Raw genomic sequence first — 21,745 nt, 5'->3', positions numbered from 1 at the left:
CAAAGGCGCGTCCCGCACGGCGGGCGACGCCACTCCTGTGACGATTGAACACAGTGCCGCGGCGCTTCTCGTTCGAAGGCGCCGCAGCATCCCCGCATTGGTCCCGTGCCCTGGCTGTCCGCCGGTCCCTATGCTTTTGCCGTCTCCACCCTCAGGCGGCGGTCTGGCGCCCTTGCCACCAATGGGCGAGCCATCCCTCGTTGCCCCCGTGGGCCAATAACTCGTGCAGCGCCGCCGGCACGGGCGGCAAGTTCCGCGTGATGCGCCGGCTGTGGTTGACGAAAGTGCCGTTCAGGAAATCGACCTCCAGGTCGTCGCCGGTCTGGCAGTCATCCGTGATGTTGTCGCAATGATTCAGCACGCGCAGTCCGGTACTGATGGCGGCCCGGTAGGCCTGTACCGACATGGACGCGCAGACCAGGCCCAGTCCCAAGGCGTGCATGGCGACGTAGCCGTTGCCTTTGGGACCCATGCCGAAATTGCGGCCCGTGACGATGATGTCGCCCGGCCGGCAGCGTTGAACGAACTCCGGATCGGTTTCCGCGAACAGATGGGGCACCAGCACCGCCGGGTCCATCTCGCGGGCGGTGATGAAGCGGGCCGGAATGACGCCGCCGGGATGGGGCACATCGTCACCCAGCCGGTAGCAGCGGCCTCGCAGGACCCATTGGTAGTCAGGCATAAGCGGCCTCGCTCAATTCCAGCAGCTCGGCGTCGGCATCCAGCAGACGCGGATCCGCGATACAGCCGGCCACCGCCGACGCCGCCACGGTGGCGGGGCTGCCCAGGAACAGGCGCGCGTCCAGGGGGCCGAAGCGCCCTGCATTGTTGTTGGTCGCGGTGGAGATCGACGCTTCCCCCGCTGCCAGGGGCCCGACCACCGCGTCATTACAGGGCCCGCAGCCTGCCGGCAGCAGCATGGCGCCCGCGTCCAGCAGGATGCGCATCACGCCGTCCTGCGCCAGCCGGCGTGTGCTGCGTTCAGTCCCTGGCACGATGAACAGGCGGACATGCGGCGCGATGCGTCGCCCCTTCAAAATGCTGGCGGCGCACAGCATGTCCTCGTACGTACCCGAGCCACAGGAGCCGATGAAAGCATGGTCCACGCGCGTTCCCGCTGCCTCGCCGATGTCCACTGCATTGCCGACATTGCCGGGCAGCGCCACCTGCGGCGCGATGTCCGCCAGGTCGATCCGGTGACGCGCTTCGTATTGCGCGTCGGGATCGCTGTAGACGGGCTCAAAATCACGCTGGGCGTGGCGCCGGCAATAGGCAAGGATGGCCTCTGACGGGGGCACGAAGACCCCGGCGGCGCGCATCTCCGTCGGTGTGCTGCAAAGCGCCACGCGGGCGCCGAAATCCAGGCTGTCTAGATCGCCGCCGTATTCCAGTACCCGGTAGTCCAGGTCGATATCCAGCGCCTTGCGCTTGACCTGGCGGGCCAGAAAAAAACCGATGTCGCGCGCCATCACGCCGGCGTGCAGCTGGCCGCGCAGTTCCAGCAAGACCGTGTGCGGAACTTCCAGCCATGTCGTGCCGGTGGCCAGGACACGTGAGATTTCGTTGCCCACGCGCATGCCGAAGGCGCCTACCGCGCCTGCGTTGGTCGCGTGGGTGTCGTTATCGAAATAGAACATGCCGGGCAGTACCTTGCCATCTTCCATCGGGAAGATATGGCCGTGACCGCCGCGGCCGGCGTCGTAAAACTGGTCCACGCCCCACTGGGCCGCCGCCTTGCGGTTGAACACGCCGCGCTCGGCCGCCCGGTCGCTGCCGTAGATCACGTCATGGTCGCTGACCATCATGATCTTGCGCGGCTGGGCGACACGGTCGATGCCGATGCGATCGAGTTCGCCCTTGGCTTCCCTGACCAGGCCATCGTGGATCATCACCATGTCGGGCTCCGGATAAACCAGCTCGCCCGCACGCAGTCCGGGTTTTCCCGAAACGCGAGCCAGAACTTTCTCGATAGCCGTGTAGCCCATGTGAGGATCCTCCGTCACCTAGCGATGGCGTAGTGTCCTGCCGGCAGGTTGATAAGTAAAATAACAATCGACAATCCATTCATTGCATAACTTTATGAATTTGAATCTGCGTCAATTGGAGGCCTTCGTGCTGCTGGCGCGGCTGGGCGGCTTCTCGCGCGCGGCGGACCAACTGCACCTCACGCAGGCTGGCCTGAGCATATTGATACGCAGGCTGGAAGAACGCTTGGGTACTCGTTTGGTGGAACGGACGACGCGCAGCATGGCGCTGACGCCGGCCGGCCACCAGGTGCTGCCCATTGCCGAGCGCATGCTTGCGGATGCCCAGTCCGTGCTGGCCTGTGGACGTGGCGTGACGGCCGACCAGGCGGGACGGATCTCGCTGGGGCTGGCGCCGCAGCTGGCCGGCACGGTTCTGCCCGAAGTATTGAAGACGTTCAGGGACGATTTTCCTCGCATTTCGGTGGTCTTCCGCGAATGCGTCAACGAGGAAATCATTGGCCGCATTTATGCGCGCGAAATCGATTTCGGCTTTGGCTTCGGCATCCCGAAAAACAGCGAGCTGGACAGCCTGGCATTGGCCGAGGACAGGCTGGCGGTCGCGCTGCCGCCCGCGCACCCGTTGGCGCGCAAGCGCATCGTGCGGTGGCGGGATGTGCTGGACGAGCCCATCATCACGCTTACCGTGGGCAGTACGGTACGCACCTTGACGGAAAACGTCTTCCTGTCGGCAGGCGTGACCTTGCGGCCGGCCTACGAAGCCACCAACACCCTCACGGCCTTGGCTTTGGCGCGAGAGGAATTGGGCGTCGCCATCGTGCCCACGAGCATCCGGCCCGCTTCGGTGGAGCGGGGGATGGTGCTCCTGCCCCTGCGCGATCCGGTGGTGACGCGCTCGCTGAATCTGGTGACTCGGCGTGGGTCCGTGTTGTCGGCGCCGGAGCAGCGCTTCGTCGATCTGTTCACCGCCGCGATCGCGCACGTCGACGCTGCCCACGGGGACACGCCCAAGCGCGCGCGGCCCCGTCCCCGCGGCTAGGCGGCTGGCGCCAGCCGTCCCACGCCCGCCTGCTCCAGAAACGCGCTGGCGGCCAGGCACAGGTCGTCGCGCCAGGGCGCGGCGATCAATTGCACGCCCAGCGGCAGGCTGCCGGGTCCGTCCGGCCAGACCGGCACCGTGCACACCGGCAAACCCAGGCAGGATAGCGGCTGGGTCAGCAGCCCCAGGCTGGCGCGCGCCGGCAGGGCCTCGCCGTCCAGGTCGAAGGTGGCGGCGCCGGCGATCGGCGCCGGGACGGGGGTGGCGGCAGCCAGCAGCAGGTCGTGATGCTCGAACAGGCGCATGGCTTCCTCGTAGACGTCGCGGCGGGCGCGCTGCGCGTCGGCCACCCATGCGGCCGGCAGCAGGCCGCCGGCCAGCAGGCGGTCGCGCGAGTGCGGCTCGTAGGCGTCGTAGTGAGCGCGCAGCCCGTTCCGGTGCAGCGCGCCGCCCTCGGCGCCCGTGATGATGAACGCGGCCGAGCGCGCCCGCTCGGCGCCATGCAAGGTGGCGCGACCCCGGGCATCGAGCGCGGCCGCGGCCATGGCCACGGCGCGCCTGGCCGACGGCCCGGCCCAACGTTCGAACCAGCCGTCCAGCACGGCGACGCGCAGACCGGCCGGCAAGCCGCGTTGTGCACGCTCCGCGCCGCCGCCGCTGTACAAATCGAACTGCCCGCTGAATGACGGCCCGGATGCACGCGTCGTCGCATCGCGCGCATCAGCGCCTTCCATGGCGGCGCAAGCCAGCGCCAGATCGTCAGTGCATGCGCCCAGCACGCCCACGTGGTCCAGGCTGTATGCGAAAGGGAACACGCCGCCGCGTCCCAGCCGGCCATAGGTGGGCTTGATGCCGAAAACGCCGCACAAAGCCGCCGGCACCCGCACCGAGCCATTGGTGTCCGTGCCCAGGGCCAGCGGCACCAGGCCGGCGCCGACCGCCGCGCCGGATCCGCCGGACGAACCCCCGGCCACTCGTGTGGGGTCATGCGGGTTGCGCGTCGTCCCATAGTGCGAGTTCTCGGTGGTGAAACCGTAGGCGTGTTCGTCCATGTTCAGGGTGCCGGTCAGCACCGCGCCGGCCGCCCGCAGCCGCGCCACCGCCGTGGCATCGGTGGCGGCGGCCGGTTCGTCGGCATGGACGCGGCCGCCGCACAAGGTGGTCAAGCCCTGCACGTCGAACAGGTTTTTCACCGCATAGGGGACGCCGGCCAGCGGCGGCAGTGGCTCGCCGCGCGCGCGCCTTGCATCTATCTGCGCGGCCTCGGCCAGCGCCCGTTCGGCCGTGACGGCCGTGTAGGCATTGAGATCCGCGTCGCGCGCGGCGATGCCGGCAAGGGCGGCGGCGGCCAGGTCCACCGCCCGAGTCTCCCCGTCCCGCACCCGGCGCGCCATGTCGCTGGCGCTGAACACCGGCGCCGTCATGGCTGGAACACCGGCAGGGGCGCGCGCTCGCGATCCTCGCCCGCGGGCGCGAGCGTGGCGGCGATGGCGCTGAAGCGCTCAAACTCGGCGGCCACCCGCGCGACGCAGGCTTCGTCGCGTTCGTGGCCCTCAAGCGTCATCAGCGCATGCACGGTGGCACGCAGGGTTGCGCCCGAGGGCGGCAGCGTGACGGACATCGGTAGAACTCCTCGTCGTGGGGAAGGTGAATAATCAGTCGACCTTGGCGCCGATGTCGTTGACGACCTTGGAATAGCGCCCCATGTCTTCCTGGATCTGCGCGGCGACCTGCGCGGGTGTGACGGCCATGGGCACCGCGCCCAGGCTCAGGTAAGTGGCCTTGGCGCGTTCGCTCTGTACCGCCTTGGCAAAGGCGTCGTTGAGTTTCTGCACCACCTCGGGCGGCATGTTCTTGGGACCGAGGACGCCGTTGTAGAGGGTCACTTCCGCGGCCGGCACGCCAGCCTCCGCGATGGTCGGCACGTCGGCCGCAGCGGCGATGCGCTTGGGCGTGCTGACCGCCAACGCGCGCAGCTTGCCGGCCTGCACCTGGGTAATGGCCGGCGGCATGCTGCTGAAGGCGAATTCGATTTCACCGGTTAACGTCGCCTGCACCAGCGGCGCGCTGCCCTTGTAGGGGACGTGGATGACGTCGACACCGGCGGCGCGGTCCATCATTTCGCTGGCCAGGTGGATGATGGTGCCGTTGCCCGACGAGCCATACGAGTACTTGCCCGGCGCGGCTTTCAGGCGCGCCATCAGGTCGGCGACGCTGTGGGCCGGGGAATTGGCGCTGACCACCAGCATCAGCGGCGAGTACGACACCAGCGAGATGGGCGTGAAGTCGCGCACCGTGTCATACGGCAGCTTCTTGTAGAGACTGGCGTTGATGGCATGCGTGGTGGTGTCCTGGAACAGCAGCGTATAGCCGTCCGGATTCGAGCGCGCCACCAGGTCGGCGGCGATGGTGGTGCCGGCGCCGGGCCGGTTCTCCACCACGATGTTCTGGCCCAGCACGCCGCTGGCTTCGGCGGCGACCGTGCGCGCCAGCACATCGGAGATACCGCCAGGCGGGAAACCCACCACCATGCGGATGGGGCGGGACGGATAGTCGGATTGGGCGTGGGCGGCCGTCATGGTGGTGGCGGCGAGCAGGCAGGACAGTAGAACGCTGCGGCGTAGCATGGTGAAAACCCCTTGAAGTCGTTTTATTGATGAAGCCAGAAGCTGGCTTGCGTCCCTCCTCCTGAAGCGGGACGCGGAATTAAAAAATGGTCGTGGCCTGCAGGCGGATCGTTCCTGTTCTCTGCAAGGCCGGACCGTTAGTGGAAAATATTCTCGTGGCGCATGGGTTTAACGGGCCAGGCGTGCGAGGCTCGCCCACAGCGCCTCGACGTCCGCGCGCGGCAAGTCGCGGGCAATGAAGACCAGGGCCGACTGCGCCGGCGCCGTCGCACCCGGCGCCAGCGGCACGGGCTTGTCGAACACATGGCACACGCCCTGGATCAGGACAGGCGTGGGCTCGCCCTCGAAGCGCAGGATGCCCTTGGTACGAAGCAGGTCGGGGCCGCGCAAGCTGGTGAGCGTGTCCAGGAACAGTTGGAACAGCGGCCGCGGCAGCGGATCGGCGAAGGTCATCACGAAGCTGGCCACGGCGGGCGGATGCAAGGTTGCCAGCTTGCCCAGATAGCTGCCGGCGGCGGAGTCGCTCCGGGCATCAGTGGCATCAGGGCCATCAACGCCACCCACGCCTGCATCGGCCACGCCGTCCGCGCCATCGAACTGCCCGAACTCCCCCAGCCGCGCGAACGGCGACGGCGCCGTCAGCAAGCTGATGTCCAGATCCCCCAGTACCGGCGTCGCGCGGCGCGCATGGGCATTGACGGCCTGCACCCATTCCAAGGCCGCGTCACGCTGGGCGGGGGTGGCCCGGTCGGTCTTGGTAAGCAGGATCAGGTCGGCCGCGGCAGCCTGCCGTTCAGCGGTCTGCGCGGCCGCCCCGCGCGCTTCCGGATGCGCCGCATCCACCAGCGTGACCACGTGCGCCAGCCGGTATTGCCGGGCCAGCGGTGCGTCGCCATAGAGGGTCTGCGCGATCGGTCCGGGGTCCGCCAGGCCGCTGGTTTCGATGATGACGCGTTCGAAACTGGGGATCTCGCCACGCCGCCGGCGCATGGACAGGTCCACCAGCAAGGTCTGCAGATCGCTGCGCAACTGGCAGCACATGCAGCCGTTGTCCAGCAATACGGTTTCCTCGTCGGAACGCTCCAGCAGGTGATGGTCGATGCCGATTTCGCCGAATTCGTTGACGATCAGCATCGACCCCGCCAGCTCGGGGGTTTCCAGCACGCGCTTGAGCAGGGTGGTCTTGCCGCTGCCCAGAAAGCCCGACACCACGATCACCGGCAGACGGGTATCCGACGCCGCCACGGCGCCTTCAGCGCGCGTGCCTGCGGCGGCCTGACTCACGTTCATAGCGTCATTTCCAGCGCGTAAAGTCCACCGGTATGGCGGTCGACCGCGAACACGATACCGCGGTCATCGACGAACACATCGTTGAACTGGATGGAGCCCGCAGGCGAACCGGCCGGTGCCTGCGGCACGAAGTAGGCCGCCTCGACCGGCGCATACGGGTCGCGGATGTCGTAGACACGCACGCCGCCGTTGAAGAAGGTGCAGACGATGTAGTCCTCCGACTGCCAGGCGCCGGGCACGGGCGGATTCTCATGCACATTGTGCGCGCCGAAACGCCCGCCACGCGTGCGATGCACGTCCACTGGCGGCATGGGCAAGGTCGAGATAGACACCAGGTTGGATTCGTCGCTCATGTCGACCAGCCAGACCAGCTTGGGCCAGTCGCCGGCATCGTCCTGCACGGTCTCGTCACTGACGACCAGCAGGTCGCGGCCGAACAGGGGCAGGGCGGTGTGCGTGAAGCCCTTGAACGGCGGCGAGTTCATGAAACGCGACACCGGGCGCGGATTGGACAGGTCGGAGATGTCCATGATGAATGCGCCGGCATCCAGATAGCCCAGGTAGCAGCGGTCCGGACGTTGCGGGAAGACATTGGTGTTGTGCGCCCGGAAGCCGGAGTCGAAGGCCGGCGCCAGCCGCTTGGGCGGCTCGGCGTCGTCGCCTTCCATGGTGCCGGGCAGATGCCAGCCGCCCACCGCGCGCGGCTGGGTCGGCGAGCTGACGTCGACGATGCGGTAGACCTGGTCGTCCTTGGGATTGCGCGGCACGCGCTCGGGGTCGCTGCAGGCCATATGCACGGTCTGGCCGTCGACGAACCACAGGCAATGGGCGCCGCGCGAATGGGGCGCCGAGGCGTCGAAATGCGACAGCAGGCGAGGCCGTTCAGGCTCGCTGATGTCGAACAGGTCGAAGCCCGCCGGCGCCAGGCCGGGCTTGCTGACCTGGTAGGCCACCGCCATCAGGTTGCCGGACACTTCCAGCGAGTTCGAACGCACGGCGGCGTGCGGCAGGTCGGTCTGCACGATGACGCGCGGCTTGCGCGGATCGGACACATCCACGCCGGTGAAGTTCTTGGGGGCGCTTTCATGGGCCAGCCACAGGATGCGGCGCCCGTCGGGCGCGATCTGCATGGCAATGCCTTCGCCCACGCCGCCGAAGCCGCCCAGGTCGTCCTGGGCCAGCAGGCGCATATTGGATTGCTGCGGGTAATGTGCCTTGAGCATGGTCCTACCCCTTGGACGCGGCCGATGCCGATGGCGAAACGCTGTCATACCAGGCCAGGATCTCCTCGCCGGTCATGAAGCGCACGCCCTCGAACTTGCTCATGTACTCGAACGCCTGCTCGAAGTACTTGATACGGTGGGGCACGCCGCTCAGGAAAGGATGCACCGCGATACCCATCACCCGCACGTGCTCGCTGCCTTCCGCATAGAGACGGTCGAAGCTGTCGGTGACGCGCTTGAGGAATTCATCCGAGCTGTGATGCTGCACGGCCATCATGGGGATGTCGTTCAACTCCACGGAGTAAGGCATGGCCACCATGTCGCCCCCTTGCGTGCGCAGGCGGCAGGGCTGGTCATCGAGACACCAGTCGCCGATGTAGCGGATGCCGGCGTCATGCAGCAGGTCGACGGTGTCCATTTTCTGCGTCAGTCCGGGGCCTAGCCAACCCACCGGCGCGCGGCCGGTGAAGGTGCGAATTTCATCGACCGTGCGGGCGATCATGGCTTGGGCGTCGTCGACCTGGTGGATGGGCATCTGGATGTAGCCATGGCCCATGAATTCCCAGCCCGCGTCGCGCGCGGCCTCGGCGATGCGCGGGTAGCTGGTGCAGACGCGGCCGTTGATCGACAGGGTGGCGCGGATGTTGTGGCGCTCCAGCGCCTGCAGCAGGCGCCAGAAGCCCACGCGCATGCCGTACTCGTGCCAGGCCCAGTTGGGGATGTCGGGCGTGACGGCCACCCCGGTCGGGGCCGGCAGAACCTGGCGCGCCATCGGCCGGCCGATGTCCCAGTCTTCCACGTTGACGATGGGCCAGACGATGATGCGGGCGCCGTCGGGGGCCGGCAGGCGGGGGCGGTCCACGATTGCCGAGTAAGGGAGGCGGTCGCGCGGTGTCATAATATCCATATAGTGAAAACCCTGAAGGAGACAAATCATCTTGGATAACTGTTTTTCAATCTACAGAGCGCTAAAAACACCGTCAACGGCCATATATGGAATATCCAATATATGGAAGTGAGTTCTCGTAAACCCGCTACCCGCAGCCCCGATGGCGCGCAGAGCGTGAGCCGGGTCGCGACGGTCCTGAAGCTGCTGGCCGAGCATCGCGACCCCGGCTTGCGCTTCGTCGACGTGGCGCGCCTGTGCGGCCTGGAGCAGCCCACCGCGCATCGCATGCTCAAGGCGCTGGAGCGTGAAGAGATGGTGGCGCGCGATCCCGTCACTCGGCGTTATCGTCTGGGGCCCCTGGTTTTCGAGCTGGGCATCGCGGCCGCCGCGGACTTCAATCTGGTCGAGGTGTGCCGGCCTTCCTTGCAACGCCTGGCCGAAGCGACCGGAGACACCGCCTTTTTGTTTATCCGGCGCGGGCACGACGCGGTCTGCATCGATCGCATCCAGGGGCATTACCCGATTCAGACACCGGTGGTGACGGTGGGCAGCCGCCAGCCCCTGGGCGTCAATGCTGGCGGACTGGCGATACTGCAGGCCCTGCCCGACGAGGAAGTGGCCGGCGTGGAAGACGCGGTGGCGGCCCGGCTGGGCGCTTATGGGGAGTTCGATGCGCTGGATCTGCGCGTGGCGGTGGCCGAGTCGCGCAAGCGCGGCTATGCGGCCATCGGGGAAAAAGCGGTGCCTGGCGTGACGGCGATCGGGCTGCCCGTGCGCAATACCAATGGCGTCCCGGCGGCCGCGCTGACGATCGCGGCGACCTCCAACCGCATGACGGTGAAGCGCCAGCAGGAGATCCTGCCTGCCCTGCAGCAGGAGGTATTGACCGTGCAGCGCCTGCTCTACCGTTGAGAGGGAAGCACGGGTCGTAAGGAGCCGGCAAGGGTTTTCCCGTATCATACGGGCCGCATGCAGGTGTGCACGGCTCCGCGCCGGAAGGCCCGCCTGCGCTTCGCCTTGTCCTCCCCCGGGGACGGGCGCATTCCTTGGAAGCACCCACACCGTCCAATCCGGCTCGCGTCGTGAGAAACGCCAGACCGGGCGGACACTCGCTATAAGAGAAAGATAGACATGAAGAATCGTCTAACCCTGAGCATCGCCATCGCGATGCTCCTGGGGGTGGCCGTCGGCTACGCCTGCCACGTCAATATCGCCGACGCTGGTGAACTCAAGACCGTGGCCGGCTATTTCTCGATCATCACGGACATCTTCCTGCGGCTGATCAAGATGGTGCTGGCGCCGCTGGTGTTCTCCACGCTGGTGGCCGGCCTGGCCGGGCTGGACAATGGCAATGACGTGGGGCGCATCGGCTTGCGTTCGGTGGCATGGTTCATCGTTGCGTCGCTGGTGTCCCTGGCCATCGGCCTGGTCATGGCCAACCTGACGGCGCCGGGCGCCGGCATGAACCTCGCCGCCGGCACCGCCGAAGTGAGCACCGGCCTGAACACGGCCGGGCTGAATGTGAAGGACGTCATCACCCACGCCTTCCCGACCAGCGTGCTGGACGCGATGGCGCGCAACGACATCCTGCAGATCCTGGTGTTTTCCGTGTTCTTCAGCCTGGCCCTGAGCGCGCTCAAGCGCGAGCCGAAAGTCGCCTTCGTCATCGACGCCATCGACGGCCTGGTGCCGGTGATGCTGCGCCTGACGGATTATGTGATGCGCTTCGCGCCCCTGGGCGTGTTCGGCGCCATCGCGTCCGTCGTGACCCTGCGCGGCCTGGACGTGCTGTTCACCTACGGCAAGCTGCTGGGCTCCTTCTATCTTGCCCTGGTGATCCTGTGGGTCGTCCTGGTGGCCGTGGGCTACGCCTTCCTGGGCCGCCGTATCGTCACGCTGCTCAAGGCCGTGCGCGAGCCGGCCATGATCGCCTTCTCGACCGCCAGCAGCGAAGCGGCTTTCCCGCGCCTGACGGAGAAGCTGGAGCAGTTCGGCGTGGACAAGAAGGTGGTCGGTTTCACCTTGCCGCTGGGCTATGCCTTCAACCTGGACGGTTCGATGGTGTACCAGGCTTTCGCCGCGATCTTCATCGCCCAGGCCTACGGCATCGACATGCCCGTTTCGCAGCAGATCGTCATGCTGTTGATCCTGATGCTGAGCAGCAAGGGCATGGCCAGCGTGCCGCGTGGCTCGGTGGTGGTGGTTGCCGCCATCGCGCCGATGTTCGGCCTGCCCGCCGCCGGCGTGGCGCTGGTCCTGGCCATCGACCAGTTGCTCGACATGGGCCGCACGATGACCAATGTGATCGGCAACAGCATCGCCACGGCCGTCATCGCCCAATGGGAAGAAAAGCGCGGTGAGAAGCGCCAGGCCGCTTCCGTCCAGTTGGCGCAGGAACGCGGCTGAAGCGCCGTCCCGCGCCTACTGCCCCGCGGGGCAGTGCGCGGGGTCCAGCACCGGCAGGCACAGGCGCATGGTCGTGCCGCGGGCGTTCGATTGGGCGCCCAGCTCGCCGCCATGATTGCGGGCGATGCGGCGGCACAGCCACAAGCCCATGCCCATGCCGCCGGGGCGCGTGCTGAAGAAGGGCTCGAATACCCGCGCGGATAGATGTGACGGAATGCCGGGTCCGTTATCGCGGACCTCGATGGCCAGCCAGCCCTGCGTCCCCGCGCGTGCCGTGATGGTGATGCGGCGGGTGGCGCTGTCGCTGTCCTGCAGCGCCTGGACGGAATTGATCAAGAGGTTCAGCAGCAACTGCTGCAACTGGATCGCGTCGCCCATGATGGGGGGCAGCGTGTCGGAGACCAGCACGTCGATCCGGGCCGGATTGTCGACCATCAGCCATTGCGCGATGGTCCGCACTTCCGCGGCGACGGTATGGATGTGGACCGGCTGGTGCGTGGGGGTGTCTTGCTGAACCAGGGACGCCACGCCACGCAGGATGCGCTCGGCGCGGTCGACGTCGTGCTGGATCTGCTGCACGGCCTGATCGACCTCGCCGTGGTCGGGCTCGCTGCGGCTCAGCCAGCGTTGCGCGGCGCCCGCGCTGGCGCCGATCGCGGCCAGGGGTTGGCGTATTTCGTGCGCGACGGCGGCGGCCAGCGCGCCCAGTGTGGAGGTCCGCGACCAGGCTTCCAGCTGCGCCTCCATCTGCCGCATCATGTCACGTTCGCGTTGCCGCGCTTTCTCGCGGACCAGGATCCAGCCCGGGCGGACTCGTTTCATGGCGGCGCGAGGGCGGCCTCGTCCGTCAGACGGCGTGGTGCTGGTGAATTTCATCGGATGACCCCAAATCGAGGCGATCCGCGATAGCGATTGAGGGGGCGGGCCGCACAGGACAGGACTCTATCCCGTGCCGGCCGCCGGTCGCTTGCACGATAGTGCGGTTCTTGTACGAAAGTGCGCTGATTCGAACACGGTGACCCACGCCCCGCGATGCTGGCAAGAACCAACGCAGACACCGCGGAGCCGGGTCCCCCGGTCCGCCGGTGTCGCCCCCTGGGGGGCCCGCGTCAGCGGGTAGGGGGGGGCCTTCTCAATTCGCTGACGAGGATCGCAAGGACGATCAGTGCGCCGCCCAGCAGGGCCAGACCCGGCAGCCGCTCGCCAGCAAGGCGGCCGAACAGGCCGGCCCAGATCGGTTCGCCGGCATAGATGATGGCCGCGCGTGAAGCATCGACCGTTTTCTGGGCCCAGTTCATGGCCATCTGGATAAGCGCGCTGGCGCAGCCCAGCCCGCCGGCAAACGCCGCCAGCTCCCACGACAAGGCCGGAGTGTCATGCTCCCCGATCAGCGGCCGCAGGGCGAAGGCGAACAGGGCGGTGAACGCCAGTTGCGCCACCGTCACGCAGCGGACATTCACGCGCGACGCGAAGTGGCCGATGGCGCTGATCTCCAGCGCGAAGGCCACCGCCGCCACCAGGGTCAAGGTCTGCCCCACACTGAAGGACAGGGCCAGCCCCTGGCCGCCATCGGCGAAACACAGCATGCCGGCGAACGCGCACACCACGCCCACCAGGCACATGACGTGGGGCTTGCGGCGCCAGAACACCCATTGCAGCAGCGGCACCAAGGGCACATACAGCGCGGTCAGAAACCCCGATTCACTGCTGGCCACATGCTGCAGTCCCATGGTCTGCAGGCCATACCCCGCCACGATGCACACCGCGATAACGGCGCCGGCGCGAATGTCGCGCCAGGTGATGCCACGCAGCGCGCCACGCGACACCAGGCCTACCGCCAAGGCCGCCGCCGCGAAGCGGCAGCCCACGAAGAACAGCGGCGAACTGTAGGCCAGGGCGTGCTGCACCGTCAGGAAGGTCAGCCCCCAGATCATGGTGACGCCGACCAGGGACAGCTCCGGCAGACGCCGAGCCAGCGCGGTCTGACTAGCGGGCCCCTGAGTCACGGCCCCTTGAGTCACAGCCCCTGGGGTCATAGTCCCCTGCGTCCCCGGCCCTTGCATCACAGGCAGTCGTAGGCGGCGCGCACCAGGCTTTCCACCACCGGCGTCACACCGCTGGCCAGGTCTTCCCGCAAGCCGTAGGGGTAGGATTCATCCATATAGGTGGATTGGCACATCTCCAACTGGATGGCGTGGATATTCTCGGCAGGATTGCCGTAGCTGCGCGTGATGTAGCCACCCTTGAAACGGCCGTTGACGGCCCAGGTATAAGGGCAGTCCTGCTCCAGGCGCGCGCGGATGGCCTGTTCCATGGCCGGCGCGCAGCTGGCGCCCGCGGCGGTGCCGATGTTCAGGTCGGGCAGCTTGCCGTCGAACAGGCGCGGCAGCACGCTGGCGATGGAGTGGCCTTCCCACAGCATGACCTTGCCGTGCTGTGCGCGCAGATGGTCGATCTCGGCGCGCAACTGGTCGTGATACGGCTGCCAATACGTTTGCAGGCGGCGTGCGCGTTCGGCGTCCGTCAGCACCGACTCGTCCTTGTACAGGGGGATGCCGTCGAACGTAAGCGTGGGACACAGGCCGGTCTTGGTCTGGCCCGGGTAAAGATTGCCGTCGTCAGGCGAGCGGTTCAGGTCGACCACATAGCGCGAATAGCGCGCCCACAGGAAGGATGCGCCGATGCCGCGGGCAAAGGAATAGAGCTTGTCCAGATGCCAGTCTGTATCGCCCGAGCGCAGGCCGGCTTCGGTCATGTGGGGTTTCTGCTCATCAGGGATCAGGTGGCCCAGGTGAGGAATGGAGATCAGCAGCGGGGCGGTGCCGCGTTCGAAGTGGAAAATTTCGCTCATGGTGTCCTGCGGGTAAGACTTGCCTGTCTTGGCCGGGGCCAAGGGGCATTGATTGGGGAAATCTGCACCCGGGATTGTATTGCGGTCAGAGTGGCGGAGTGCGGGGCCACCCTGATGGGCACATGGCCCAGTGGCAAGACCGTGGGAAATGCGCCGGGGCCATGCCCCGGCCAAGACCCCAGGCATGGCCCTTGCGATATCCCCATCGAAGCCGCCGATATCCGGTGGTAACGAAAGGAGCGTTCATCATGAACAAGGACCAAGTGAAGGGTGTTGGCGAACAGGTCAAGGGCAAGGTTAACGAGACTGTCGGTAAGGTCACGGGCAACAAGTCCCAGGAATTGAAGGGCGACGTTCAACAAGGCGTGGGCAAGGCCCAAAAAGCCTGGGGTGACGCCAAGGAAGATGCAAAGGATGACGCTGCAAAGCGTCACCACTAAAAGGCCCCCGTACCGCGCGTAGCGCGGCCCCCCAGGGGGCGCCACTCGCGGACTGGCAAAGCCAGCTCCGCGGTGGCTGCGATAGTCAGGGTTCTTAAGTGGCCTTTAGTTGAAAAGCCCCGCCGACTTACATCGGCGGGGCTTTTTCTTGAGGTTTTGCTTTACCGCGGCTCAGGTTTTCTTCTTGGCCGCGGCCTTCTTGACCGTTTCCTTCACGATCGCGGCCGCTTCCCGTGCGGGTTCGGGCGTTTCTTCGTCGGTCAAAGCTTCCTCCAGCTTGTCGAAAACGCGCTGCGTGGCGCCCTTGGCCTGCAAGGAAAACAACAGCAGCGACCGCCCCGTGACCTGATAGACATCCCCCGATGCGAACTCAGCCAATTCCGCCCGCACCGGCGCGTTGGTGTCGATCATGCACGTCCAGCGGTCATTGCCCGGAATTTCCGGCAACGTGAAGTCCACCACGTCGTGATACGCATTGAAGATCAGCAGCAAGGTCGCGTCAGATGCCGCCCGGCGGATGCCGGTGGCGCGGGCGCGGCCATCGATGACCAGTCCGAAGCAGCGCATATTGCCGTCCGCCCACTGCTCGTCCGTCAGCGTGTCGCCGGAGGAATTCAACCATTTGACGTCGGCCACTCCCGTGCTTTCGTCGTAGTCCCCGGTCAGGAAACGGCCCCGCCGCAGCACCGGCAAAGTGTGGCGCAAGGTGGTGAGCTTGCGCACGAAGTCGATCAGGGCCTGGCCATCCTCGCTCAGGTTCCAATCCACCCAGCTGATCTCATTGTCCTGGCAGTAGGCGTTGTTATTGCCCTGCTGGGTGCGGCCGAATTCATCGCCCGCCACGATCATCGGCGTGCCCTGGGAGAACAGCAGGGTTGCCAGCATATTGCGCTTCTGCCGTTCACGCAGCACGCGGATTTCCGCGTCGTCGGTCGGACCTTCGGCGCCGCAATTCCAGGATCGATTGTCGGAGTGGCCGTCGCGGTTGCCTTCGCCGTTGGCGTCGTTGTGCTTGTCGTTGTACGACACCAGGTCGTTCAAGGTGAAGCCGTCGTGCGCGGTCAGGAAATTGACGCTGGCCCAGGGGCGCCGGCCACCGTGGTTGAAGTCGCCGCCGGACGCCGTGATGCGCGTGGCCAGCTCGGGCGCCACGCCTTCGTCACCCTTCCAGAACGCACGGGTGGTGTCGCGATAACGGTCATTCCACTCGGCCCAGCCGGGCGGGAAATTGCCCACCTGATAGCCGCCGGGGCCGCAATCCCAGGGCTCGGCGATCAGCTTCACGCTGGAAAGAATGGGATCCTGGCGGCATGCCTTGAGGAAGCCACTGTTGTAATCGAAGCCGTCCGGCTCGCGCGCCAGAATGGTGGCCAGGTCGAAGCGGAAGCCGTCGACATTCATCTCCGTCACCCAGTAGCGCAGGCTGTCCATCACCATCTGCAGCACGCGCGGGTGCGACAGGTTCAGGGTGTTGCCCGTGCCGGTGTCGTTGATGTAGTAGCGCTTCTGGTCGGGCAGCAGGCGGTAGTACGAGGCATTGTCGATGCCGCGGAACGACAGGGTCGGGCCCAGTTCGCTGCCCTCGGCCGTATGGTTGTAGACCACGTCAAGGATGACCTCCAGGCCGGCTTCGTGGAAGCGGTCTATCATCCCCTTCAATTCGGTGATGGCCCCCGGCTTCTGAGAGAAATAGCGCGGATCCGAGGCGAAGAACCCGATGGTGTTGTAGCCCCAGTAATTGGTCAGCCCCTGGTCCAGCAGATGGCTGTCGTTGACGAAGGCGTGGATGGGCAGCAGCTCCACCGATGTCACGCCAAGGCTCTTGATATGGTCGATGACCGCGTCCCGCGCCATGCCGGCGAAGCTGCCGCGCAGGGCTTCCGGCACGGCAGGGTGGCGCATGGTGTAGCCGCGCACATGGGTCTCGTAGAAGATCGTGCGCTCCCAGGGTACCCGCACGCGCGTGGCGTGGGTCCACGTGAAGCTCTGATCCACCACCAGGCACTTGGGCATGAAAGGCGCGCTGTCGCGTTCGTCGAAGTGCAGGTCGGCCTGTTCGTCGCCCAGGGCATAGCCGAACACGGCGGGGTCCCACTTGAGTTCGCCGACGTAAGCCTTGGCGTAAGGATCCAGCAACAGCTTGTTGGCGTTGAAGCGATGGCCGTTTTCCGGCTCGTAGGGGCCGTGCACGCGGTAACCATAGACGTCGCCCGCCTTCAGGCCGGAGACGTGGACATGCCAGATCTCGTCGGTATATTCGGGCAGGGTGATGCGATCGACTTCTTTTTCACCCAGCTCGTCGAACAGGCAGAGTTCGACCTTGGTGGCGTGGGCCGAGAACAGCGCGAAATTGACGCCGTCGGGGGTCAGGGTCGCGCCCAGGGGGAACGGCGAACCTTCTGTGATTCGGGGTTGATTGGGCATGAGGCGGGAGTCCGTGACAGACGCACCTGGAGCCAGGCGCGGAATAATCTGTCAGCAAGTGGCGTGCCTGGGTGATCCTGCGTCGTCGTTGGCGCCCGTGGCAGGCCCTGGACGGCCGTTCAGGCCTGCGGCAGCTTCCCGCCTATCACCACGCTTTCTATATCTTCCGCGGATTCCGGCCGGCCAAGCAGATACCCCTGCAGCGAGTCGCAGCCGAGTTTTGTCAGCAGCGCCTGCTGGTCGTTGGTCTCCACCCCTTCGGCGACGATGTTCAGGTTCAGGGTTTCCCCCAGCGCGATGATGGACGCCACGATGGCGGCGTCCTCGCTGCCGGCCTTCAGGTCGCTGATGAAGCCGCGGTCGATCTTCAGCTCGCTGGCGGGCAGACGCTTCAGGTACAGCAGGCTGGAATAGCCGGTGCCGAAGTCGTCGATGGAAATGCGCACTCCCAGGTCGCGCAGGTGTTGCAACGTGACCAGACTGGTTTCGACGTCGCGCATGGCGGTGGTTTCAGTGATCTCCAGCACCAGCTGATCGGGCCCCAGCCCGTGGCGCTGGATGGCGCTGCGCACGGCACCCACGAAATCGCCGTTGGAAAACTGCACGGGCGAGATGTTGACCGCCATGGTCAGATCGCTACGGCCGCGCGCGTGCCAATCCGCCAACTGGCGGCAGGCCTCGTCGAGCACCCATTCGCCTATCGATACGATCTGGCCGGTGCGTTCAGCCAGGGGAATGAACTCGTCGGGCATGACCATGCCGCGTTCGGGATGGCACCAGCGCAACAGCGCCTCGACGCCCACCAGGGGGCCGTTGGGCGCGCGGTATTTGGGTTGGTAGTGCAGCTCGAATTCCCGCCGCTTGAGCGCCAGCCGGAGGTCCTGCAACAGCGCCAGGTGGCTGGCGCCATTGGTCTTCATGGATTTTTCGAAGAAGCAGTACTGATTGCGGCCCAGCGATTTGGCGTGATACATGGCTGTATCCGCGGCTTTGAGCAGGTCTTCCGGCGTGCGTGCATCGCCAGGGAAGGTCGCGATGCCGATGCTGACCGTCACCAGCAGCTCCTGCCCATTGATGGTCAGCGGTTCGTCGATCACGCGCACCAGCTCCTCGGCGATGGTGGCGGCGTCCTGCGGCTCGTTGATCGCGGCTACCAGCACGAACTCATCGCCGCCGACGCGGGCGACGGTGTCTTGCCCACGCACGCTCTGCCGGATGCGGCCGGCAATCTGCACCAGCAGCTGGTCGCCGGTCTGGTGGCCGAAGGAGTCGTTGATCACCTTGAAACCGTCGAGGTCCAGGAACATCACCGCGACCTGGCCCTTGGAAGCGTCCGCATGCTCGACCGCATGTTCCAGGCGGTCGTTCAGCAGCAGCCGATTGGGCAGCTTGGTCAGGTTGTCGTGCAGCACCGCATGGGACAGCTCCTGGTTGGCCTCGGCCAGCGAGCGCGACAGCTGCGCGGTGCTCATTTCCAGGCGCAGATCCAGCACCGACGTGATCAGGGCCACGCTCAGCACCGCCAGCGTCGCCACGACGATGGGGACCGACAGGCCGGTGGTGTTGAGCCCGCCGTCGACGGCGGCGCCGCAGATCGAGCCCAGCGGGAAGCTGGCGGCGGCCATGCCCGTGTAATGCATGGCGACGATGGCCAGCGCCATCAGGACGGCGGCGCCCATACGCAGATGGCGGACGCGTTTGCTGTACTGGCGCAATTGGTGAGCGATCCACAGGGCCGCGCCGGCGGCCAGCACGGCGATGACGACGGATGCGATGACAAGGCTGGGAATGTAGACGATGCCCGGCTGCATTTGCATCGACGCCATGCCGGTGTAGTGCATGACGGCGATGCCCGCGCCCATCATCAGCGCCCCGGCCAGCAGGCGCGGCCAGGGCAGGCTGTCGCGGCTGGCCAGCCACAGCGCCAGCATGGACGCGCCGATGGCCACCACCAGGGACACGAGGGTCAGGGGCACATCGTAGGCCAGCTCGACGGGCAGGCTGAACGCCATCATGCCGATGAAGTGCATGGACCAGATACCGATGCCCAGCGCGGTACCGCCGCCCAGCAGCCACCAGCGCGCGGCGACCCGGCCAACACTGTTGATGCGGCCGACCAGGTCCAGCGCCGTGTACGACGCCAGCAGGGCGACCACGATCGAGCACAAGACCAACACTGTGTTGTAGCTACCGGAGAGCATGTGGGATCTCACTCACTGAATTTCTCTAGCTAAATCTGGGACTTGCTCAGTTCCGTGCACTTATCTGGAGTGACCGAAACTTAAGATTTGAGACAAAGAGCGCAATGATGTCACTTTTCCGTGCTAACTGCTGAGAACGTCCTTGTAGGAATGACAATTGCTTCGAGTGATGTTGTTTTCCGGGAGATTCTGCATGAGCAAGCTGAACGATACATTGCACGGTCTGGCGGTGGAGTTGGGTGCGGAATCGCCCGTTGCCGATGCCCGGCAGCCATTGAAAGGCGGCGCAACGGCGGCGCCCGCCGCACGCCCGCATACGCCGATCCCGCCCGATGAACCGTGGGAGCGGGATCAGGCCGCTGCCCCCGCCGTGCTCGATAGCGGCGCTGCCTGGGAGCAAGGCGCGGCGCCGGAGCAGGACCCCGCGCTGGAGCAGGGCGCCGTCGGCCAGGAGTTCGCCATCTCCACCTCCGCCGGCCGTATCTATATCCAGGACGAGTCAGCCAAGGTCATCGATATCGGTGACCTGGAAGAGAGCAACCGCGTCTATGCCTACCGGCTGGATCACGGCGACATCGTGGGCCAGGACCTGCCCGATCTGGGCGCGGCGCTACGCCACCTTGCGGCCCACCTGACCCCGACTTATCTCGACCCCTTGTTCCGCACGCAGCCGGATGTCGCGGACGAGGCCAGCCTGCATTCGGTGTCGGTGCCGGCGATACGTGTCCGGCTGGCGCCGTGACGCACACGCAGTCCAACGAGGAGACAATCATGGCTTTGATCGTTGCGGCACGGTTCACCACCTTCGACGAGGCGCAAGCCGCCGCCCGCGCCTTGTTCGCGCAAGGCTTCGCCGAGGACGATGTGCATATTTTCTACGTCAATATGGCCGGCGCCCATGGCACCTATGCCATAGGCGGGGACCGGCCCGCGGATCCCGATGCCGGGCCGGCGCAGTACGGCGCGTTATTGGGCGGCGCGGGCCTGGGTCTGATCGGCGCGGTGGTGGGCGGCTTGATCGGCGGCGCGCTGGCGCTGCCGGCATTGGCGGTGCTGGCGGTGGCGGGCGTGGGCGCCTACATCGGTTCCTTGATGGGAGCCATGTTCGTCGTGGGACGGCGCAAGCCGGGAACGGCGCCTCGGGGCAGCAAGGAACCTGGACATCCTGAAGCGCGGCATGCCGGCGTATTGCTGGCCTTGCACACGGATCTGAGTCGCGAGGGCGAAGCCTGTCGCGTGCTGCGAGCCGCCGGCGGCGAAGATGTCGAACGGGCCAACGGACGCTGGCAGGACGGCCACTGGGTGGACTTCAATCCCCTGCAGCCGCCCGAGCGCGAACCCGAATCCGTCATGAGCGCTGCACCGGGAAATCCCGCTGCGTCCGCGCCGACGATTTCACCGCGGTGATTTGATTCTCGCCGCGTCAGTTTGCAGGCGAAAACCAAAATCGCCAGTACCGTCAAAAAATTAATACAACTAAACAACTATGAATTGAGATAGTTCGCGTTTTCCCTAAGGTGGGGCCGTCCCAGAATGCGGCCATCGGGAATAAACGCCATCTGAAATGTTTTAGATGGCGTCCCGGGATAACCACTTGGAAATACCGATGAAAATTCTGACTACTTCTGTGATTCTCTCGTTCGCCCTGATTGGGGCCGCGCATGCCGCCACACCGCTTGGCGATCCCAATAACGTACCCTTCCAGGGTGTTAACGGCAAAGACCGCCCGCAGAGCAGCGTGACGCGCGCCCAAGTGCGCGCGGACTCGAAAGACGCCAAGGCGGCGGGCTGGATGACGGTCAGCGAGCCGAACAACATGACCTTCACGGGCGATCAGAAATCGACGACCACGCGTGAGCAGGTTAAAGCTGAAGTCCGCGCGACGCCGGGCGCCACGTCCTTTGGCGATCCCAACAACATGCCTTTCCAGGCGCGTTGATCCTTGCGCCTACCGGCAGCTGCGTCGCATCAAAGGATGGTGTAGACCGGCTTGCCGGAAGCGCGGATGCCGCGTACCGACAGCATAAGATTGCGGGCATGGCGTTCGGCCTCTTCCTCGCTCTCGAAAATCAGCGGGGAGGGCACGTCCACGATATCTTCCGGCCGGCCGCTGGCCAGCTTGCGGCGGGTAGTAACGCGTACCCGGTAGTCACCGTCACGTGCCACGATGCGGCACTGCACCTGATAACCGTCGATCGAAACGTCCGCAATCCTTTCCATCTTTCGCTCCTGGAAACCGGGCCTTTTTGCATCCGCGGGAAGTCGCCCCGCGGATCTCTCGCCCAACCACGCTGTGCATTGCAGCAATATGACCGCTAGAGCAATCCGCGTGCCTGGCCCAAGCCCTTGTTTTCTTAAGCAGAATGTCAG

Annotated in this window: 21 protein-coding genes; 7 read left to right on the top strand and 14 right to left on the bottom strand. The window is 65.9% G+C overall.

Features of this window, described 5'->3' with window-relative positions:
• Window positions 1–151 precede the first annotated feature (151 nt).
• Both ASB57_RS15605 and ASB57_RS15600 read right to left on the bottom strand, forming a co-directional pair.
• Window positions 152–682, bottom strand: a complete 531-nt coding sequence (locus tag ASB57_RS15605; RefSeq protein ID WP_057653052.1) for a hypothetical protein — start codon at window positions 680–682, stop codon at window positions 152–154.
• Window positions 675–1,985: an aconitase family protein gene (locus tag ASB57_RS15600; protein WP_057653051.1), complete on the bottom strand. Its 1,311-nt coding sequence runs from the start codon at window positions 1,983–1,985 to the stop codon at window positions 675–677. Before ASB57_RS15600 ends, ASB57_RS15605 begins: the two co-directional genes overlap by 8 nt.
• 94 nt (window positions 1,986–2,079) lie before the next feature.
• On the opposite strand from ASB57_RS15600, the gene ASB57_RS15595 reads away from it, so the two are divergent.
• Window positions 2,080–3,024 carry a LysR family transcriptional regulator gene (locus ASB57_RS15595; RefSeq protein ID WP_057653050.1) on the top strand — a complete coding sequence of 315 codons (945 nt, stop codon included), beginning with the start codon at window positions 2,080–2,082 and terminating at the stop codon, window positions 3,022–3,024.
• Here the strand turns inward: ASB57_RS15595 and ASB57_RS15590 are convergent.
• From ASB57_RS15590 to ASB57_RS15565, 6 genes are all read right to left on the bottom strand, one after another.
• Window positions 3,021–4,448 carry an AtzE family amidohydrolase gene (locus ASB57_RS15590; RefSeq protein WP_197424728.1) on the bottom strand — a complete coding sequence of 476 codons (1,428 nt, stop codon included), beginning with the start codon at window positions 4,446–4,448 and terminating at the stop codon, window positions 3,021–3,023. The two genes, ASB57_RS15595 and ASB57_RS15590, sit on opposite strands and share 4 nt — an antisense overlap.
• Complete coding sequence (locus ASB57_RS15585) at window positions 4,445–4,645, bottom strand: hypothetical protein (RefSeq protein ID WP_057653049.1); 201 nt, start codon at window positions 4,643–4,645, stop codon at window positions 4,445–4,447. Before ASB57_RS15585 ends, ASB57_RS15590 begins: the two co-directional genes overlap by 4 nt.
• A gap of 34 nt (window positions 4,646–4,679) precedes the next feature.
• Window positions 4,680–5,651, bottom strand: a complete 972-nt coding sequence (locus ASB57_RS15580) for a tripartite tricarboxylate transporter substrate binding protein (RefSeq protein ID WP_057653048.1) — start codon at window positions 5,649–5,651, stop codon at window positions 4,680–4,682.
• A 168-nt stretch (window positions 5,652–5,819) separates the two neighbouring features.
• The gene (locus ASB57_RS15575; RefSeq protein WP_057653047.1) at window positions 5,820–6,941 is read right to left on the bottom strand and encodes a GTP-binding protein; all 1,122 of its coding nucleotides are present in this window, start codon (window positions 6,939–6,941) and stop codon (window positions 5,820–5,822) included.
• Window positions 6,938–8,164, bottom strand: coding sequence for an LVIVD repeat-containing protein (locus ASB57_RS15570; RefSeq protein ID WP_197424726.1), 1,227 nt, complete (start codon window positions 8,162–8,164; stop codon window positions 6,938–6,940). The genes ASB57_RS15575 and ASB57_RS15570 overlap by 4 nt, the downstream gene beginning before the upstream one ends.
• A gap of 4 nt (window positions 8,165–8,168) precedes the next feature.
• A complete protein-coding gene (locus tag ASB57_RS15565) occupies window positions 8,169–9,071 on the bottom strand; it encodes a polysaccharide deacetylase family protein (RefSeq protein WP_057653046.1) in 903 nt (300 codons plus the stop codon).
• 102 nt (window positions 9,072–9,173) lie between these two features.
• Here ASB57_RS15565 and ASB57_RS15560 point away from each other — a divergent pair, with 102 nt between their 5' ends.
• Together ASB57_RS15560 and ASB57_RS15555 are read left to right on the top strand one after the other, a co-directional pair.
• Window positions 9,174–9,965, top strand: a complete 792-nt coding sequence (locus ASB57_RS15560) for an IclR family transcriptional regulator (RefSeq protein ID WP_057653045.1) — start codon at window positions 9,174–9,176, stop codon at window positions 9,963–9,965.
• Between the two features lie 219 nt (window positions 9,966–10,184).
• Entirely contained in the window at window positions 10,185–11,459 is a 1,275-nt protein-coding gene (locus tag ASB57_RS15555; protein WP_057653044.1) for a dicarboxylate/amino acid:cation symporter, read from the top strand.
• Window positions 11,460–11,474: 15 nt separating this feature from the next.
• Here ASB57_RS15555 and ASB57_RS15550 read toward each other — a convergent pair whose 3' ends face one another.
• The 3 genes from ASB57_RS15550 to hutG form a co-directional block, all read right to left on the bottom strand.
• Entirely contained in the window at window positions 11,475–12,281 is an 807-nt protein-coding gene (locus ASB57_RS15550; protein ID WP_057653043.1) for a sensor histidine kinase, read from the bottom strand.
• A gap of 287 nt (window positions 12,282–12,568) precedes the next feature.
• Window positions 12,569–13,408 carry a DMT family transporter gene (locus tag ASB57_RS15545; protein WP_057656178.1) on the bottom strand — a complete coding sequence of 280 codons (840 nt, stop codon included), beginning with the start codon at window positions 13,406–13,408 and terminating at the stop codon, window positions 12,569–12,571.
• 113 nt (window positions 13,409–13,521) lie between these two features.
• Window positions 13,522–14,310 (bottom strand): N-formylglutamate deformylase, encoded by a 789-nt coding sequence (hutG, locus tag ASB57_RS15540; RefSeq protein ID WP_057653042.1) that lies wholly within the window; start codon window positions 14,308–14,310, stop codon window positions 13,522–13,524.
• Window positions 14,311–14,558: 248 nt separating this feature from the next.
• On the opposite strand from hutG, the gene ASB57_RS15535 reads away from it, so the two are divergent.
• Window positions 14,559–14,750 (top strand): CsbD family protein, encoded by a 192-nt coding sequence (locus ASB57_RS15535; protein ID WP_057653041.1) that lies wholly within the window; start codon window positions 14,559–14,561, stop codon window positions 14,748–14,750.
• Window positions 14,751–14,921: 171 nt separating this feature from the next.
• Here ASB57_RS15535 and glgX read toward each other — a convergent pair whose 3' ends face one another.
• A complete protein-coding gene (gene glgX, locus ASB57_RS15530; RefSeq protein ID WP_057653040.1) occupies window positions 14,922–17,174 on the bottom strand; it encodes a glycogen debranching protein GlgX in 2,253 nt (750 codons plus the stop codon).
• A 119-nt stretch (window positions 17,175–17,293) separates the two neighbouring features.
• On the bottom strand, window positions 17,294–19,375 hold the full coding sequence (locus ASB57_RS15525) for a bifunctional diguanylate cyclase/phosphodiesterase (RefSeq protein ID WP_057653039.1): 2,082 nt from the start codon (window positions 19,373–19,375) through the stop codon (window positions 17,294–17,296).
• Between the two features lie 193 nt (window positions 19,376–19,568).
• Here ASB57_RS15525 and ASB57_RS15520 point away from each other — a divergent pair, with 193 nt between their 5' ends.
• The 3 genes from ASB57_RS15520 to ASB57_RS15510 all read left to right on the top strand — a co-directional run bounded on the left by ASB57_RS15520 (window position 19,569) and on the right by ASB57_RS15510 (window position 21,314).
• A complete protein-coding gene (locus ASB57_RS15520) occupies window positions 19,569–20,117 on the top strand; it encodes a hypothetical protein (RefSeq protein WP_057653038.1) in 549 nt (182 codons plus the stop codon).
• Window positions 20,118–20,146: 29 nt separating this feature from the next.
• The gene (locus ASB57_RS15515; RefSeq protein ID WP_057653037.1) at window positions 20,147–20,782 is read left to right on the top strand and encodes a hypothetical protein; all 636 of its coding nucleotides are present in this window, start codon (window positions 20,147–20,149) and stop codon (window positions 20,780–20,782) included.
• Window positions 20,783–20,969: 187 nt separating this feature from the next.
• The gene (locus ASB57_RS15510; RefSeq protein WP_231755155.1) at window positions 20,970–21,314 is read left to right on the top strand and encodes a DUF4148 domain-containing protein; all 345 of its coding nucleotides are present in this window, start codon (window positions 20,970–20,972) and stop codon (window positions 21,312–21,314) included.
• A 29-nt stretch (window positions 21,315–21,343) separates the two neighbouring features.
• Here the strand turns inward: ASB57_RS15510 and ASB57_RS15505 are convergent, their stop codons facing one another.
• Window positions 21,344–21,595 (bottom strand): hypothetical protein, encoded by a 252-nt coding sequence (locus tag ASB57_RS15505; protein WP_057653035.1) that lies wholly within the window; start codon window positions 21,593–21,595, stop codon window positions 21,344–21,346.
• Window positions 21,596–21,745 lie beyond the last annotated feature (150 nt).

The sequence above is a fragment of the Bordetella sp. N genome, from assembly GCF_001433395.1.
Classification (GTDB): Bacteria; Pseudomonadota; Gammaproteobacteria; order Burkholderiales; family Burkholderiaceae_B; genus Bordetella_C.
The sequence above is the reverse complement of the archived record's forward strand: the minus strand, read 5'-3'. Positions and strand labels throughout refer to the sequence as shown.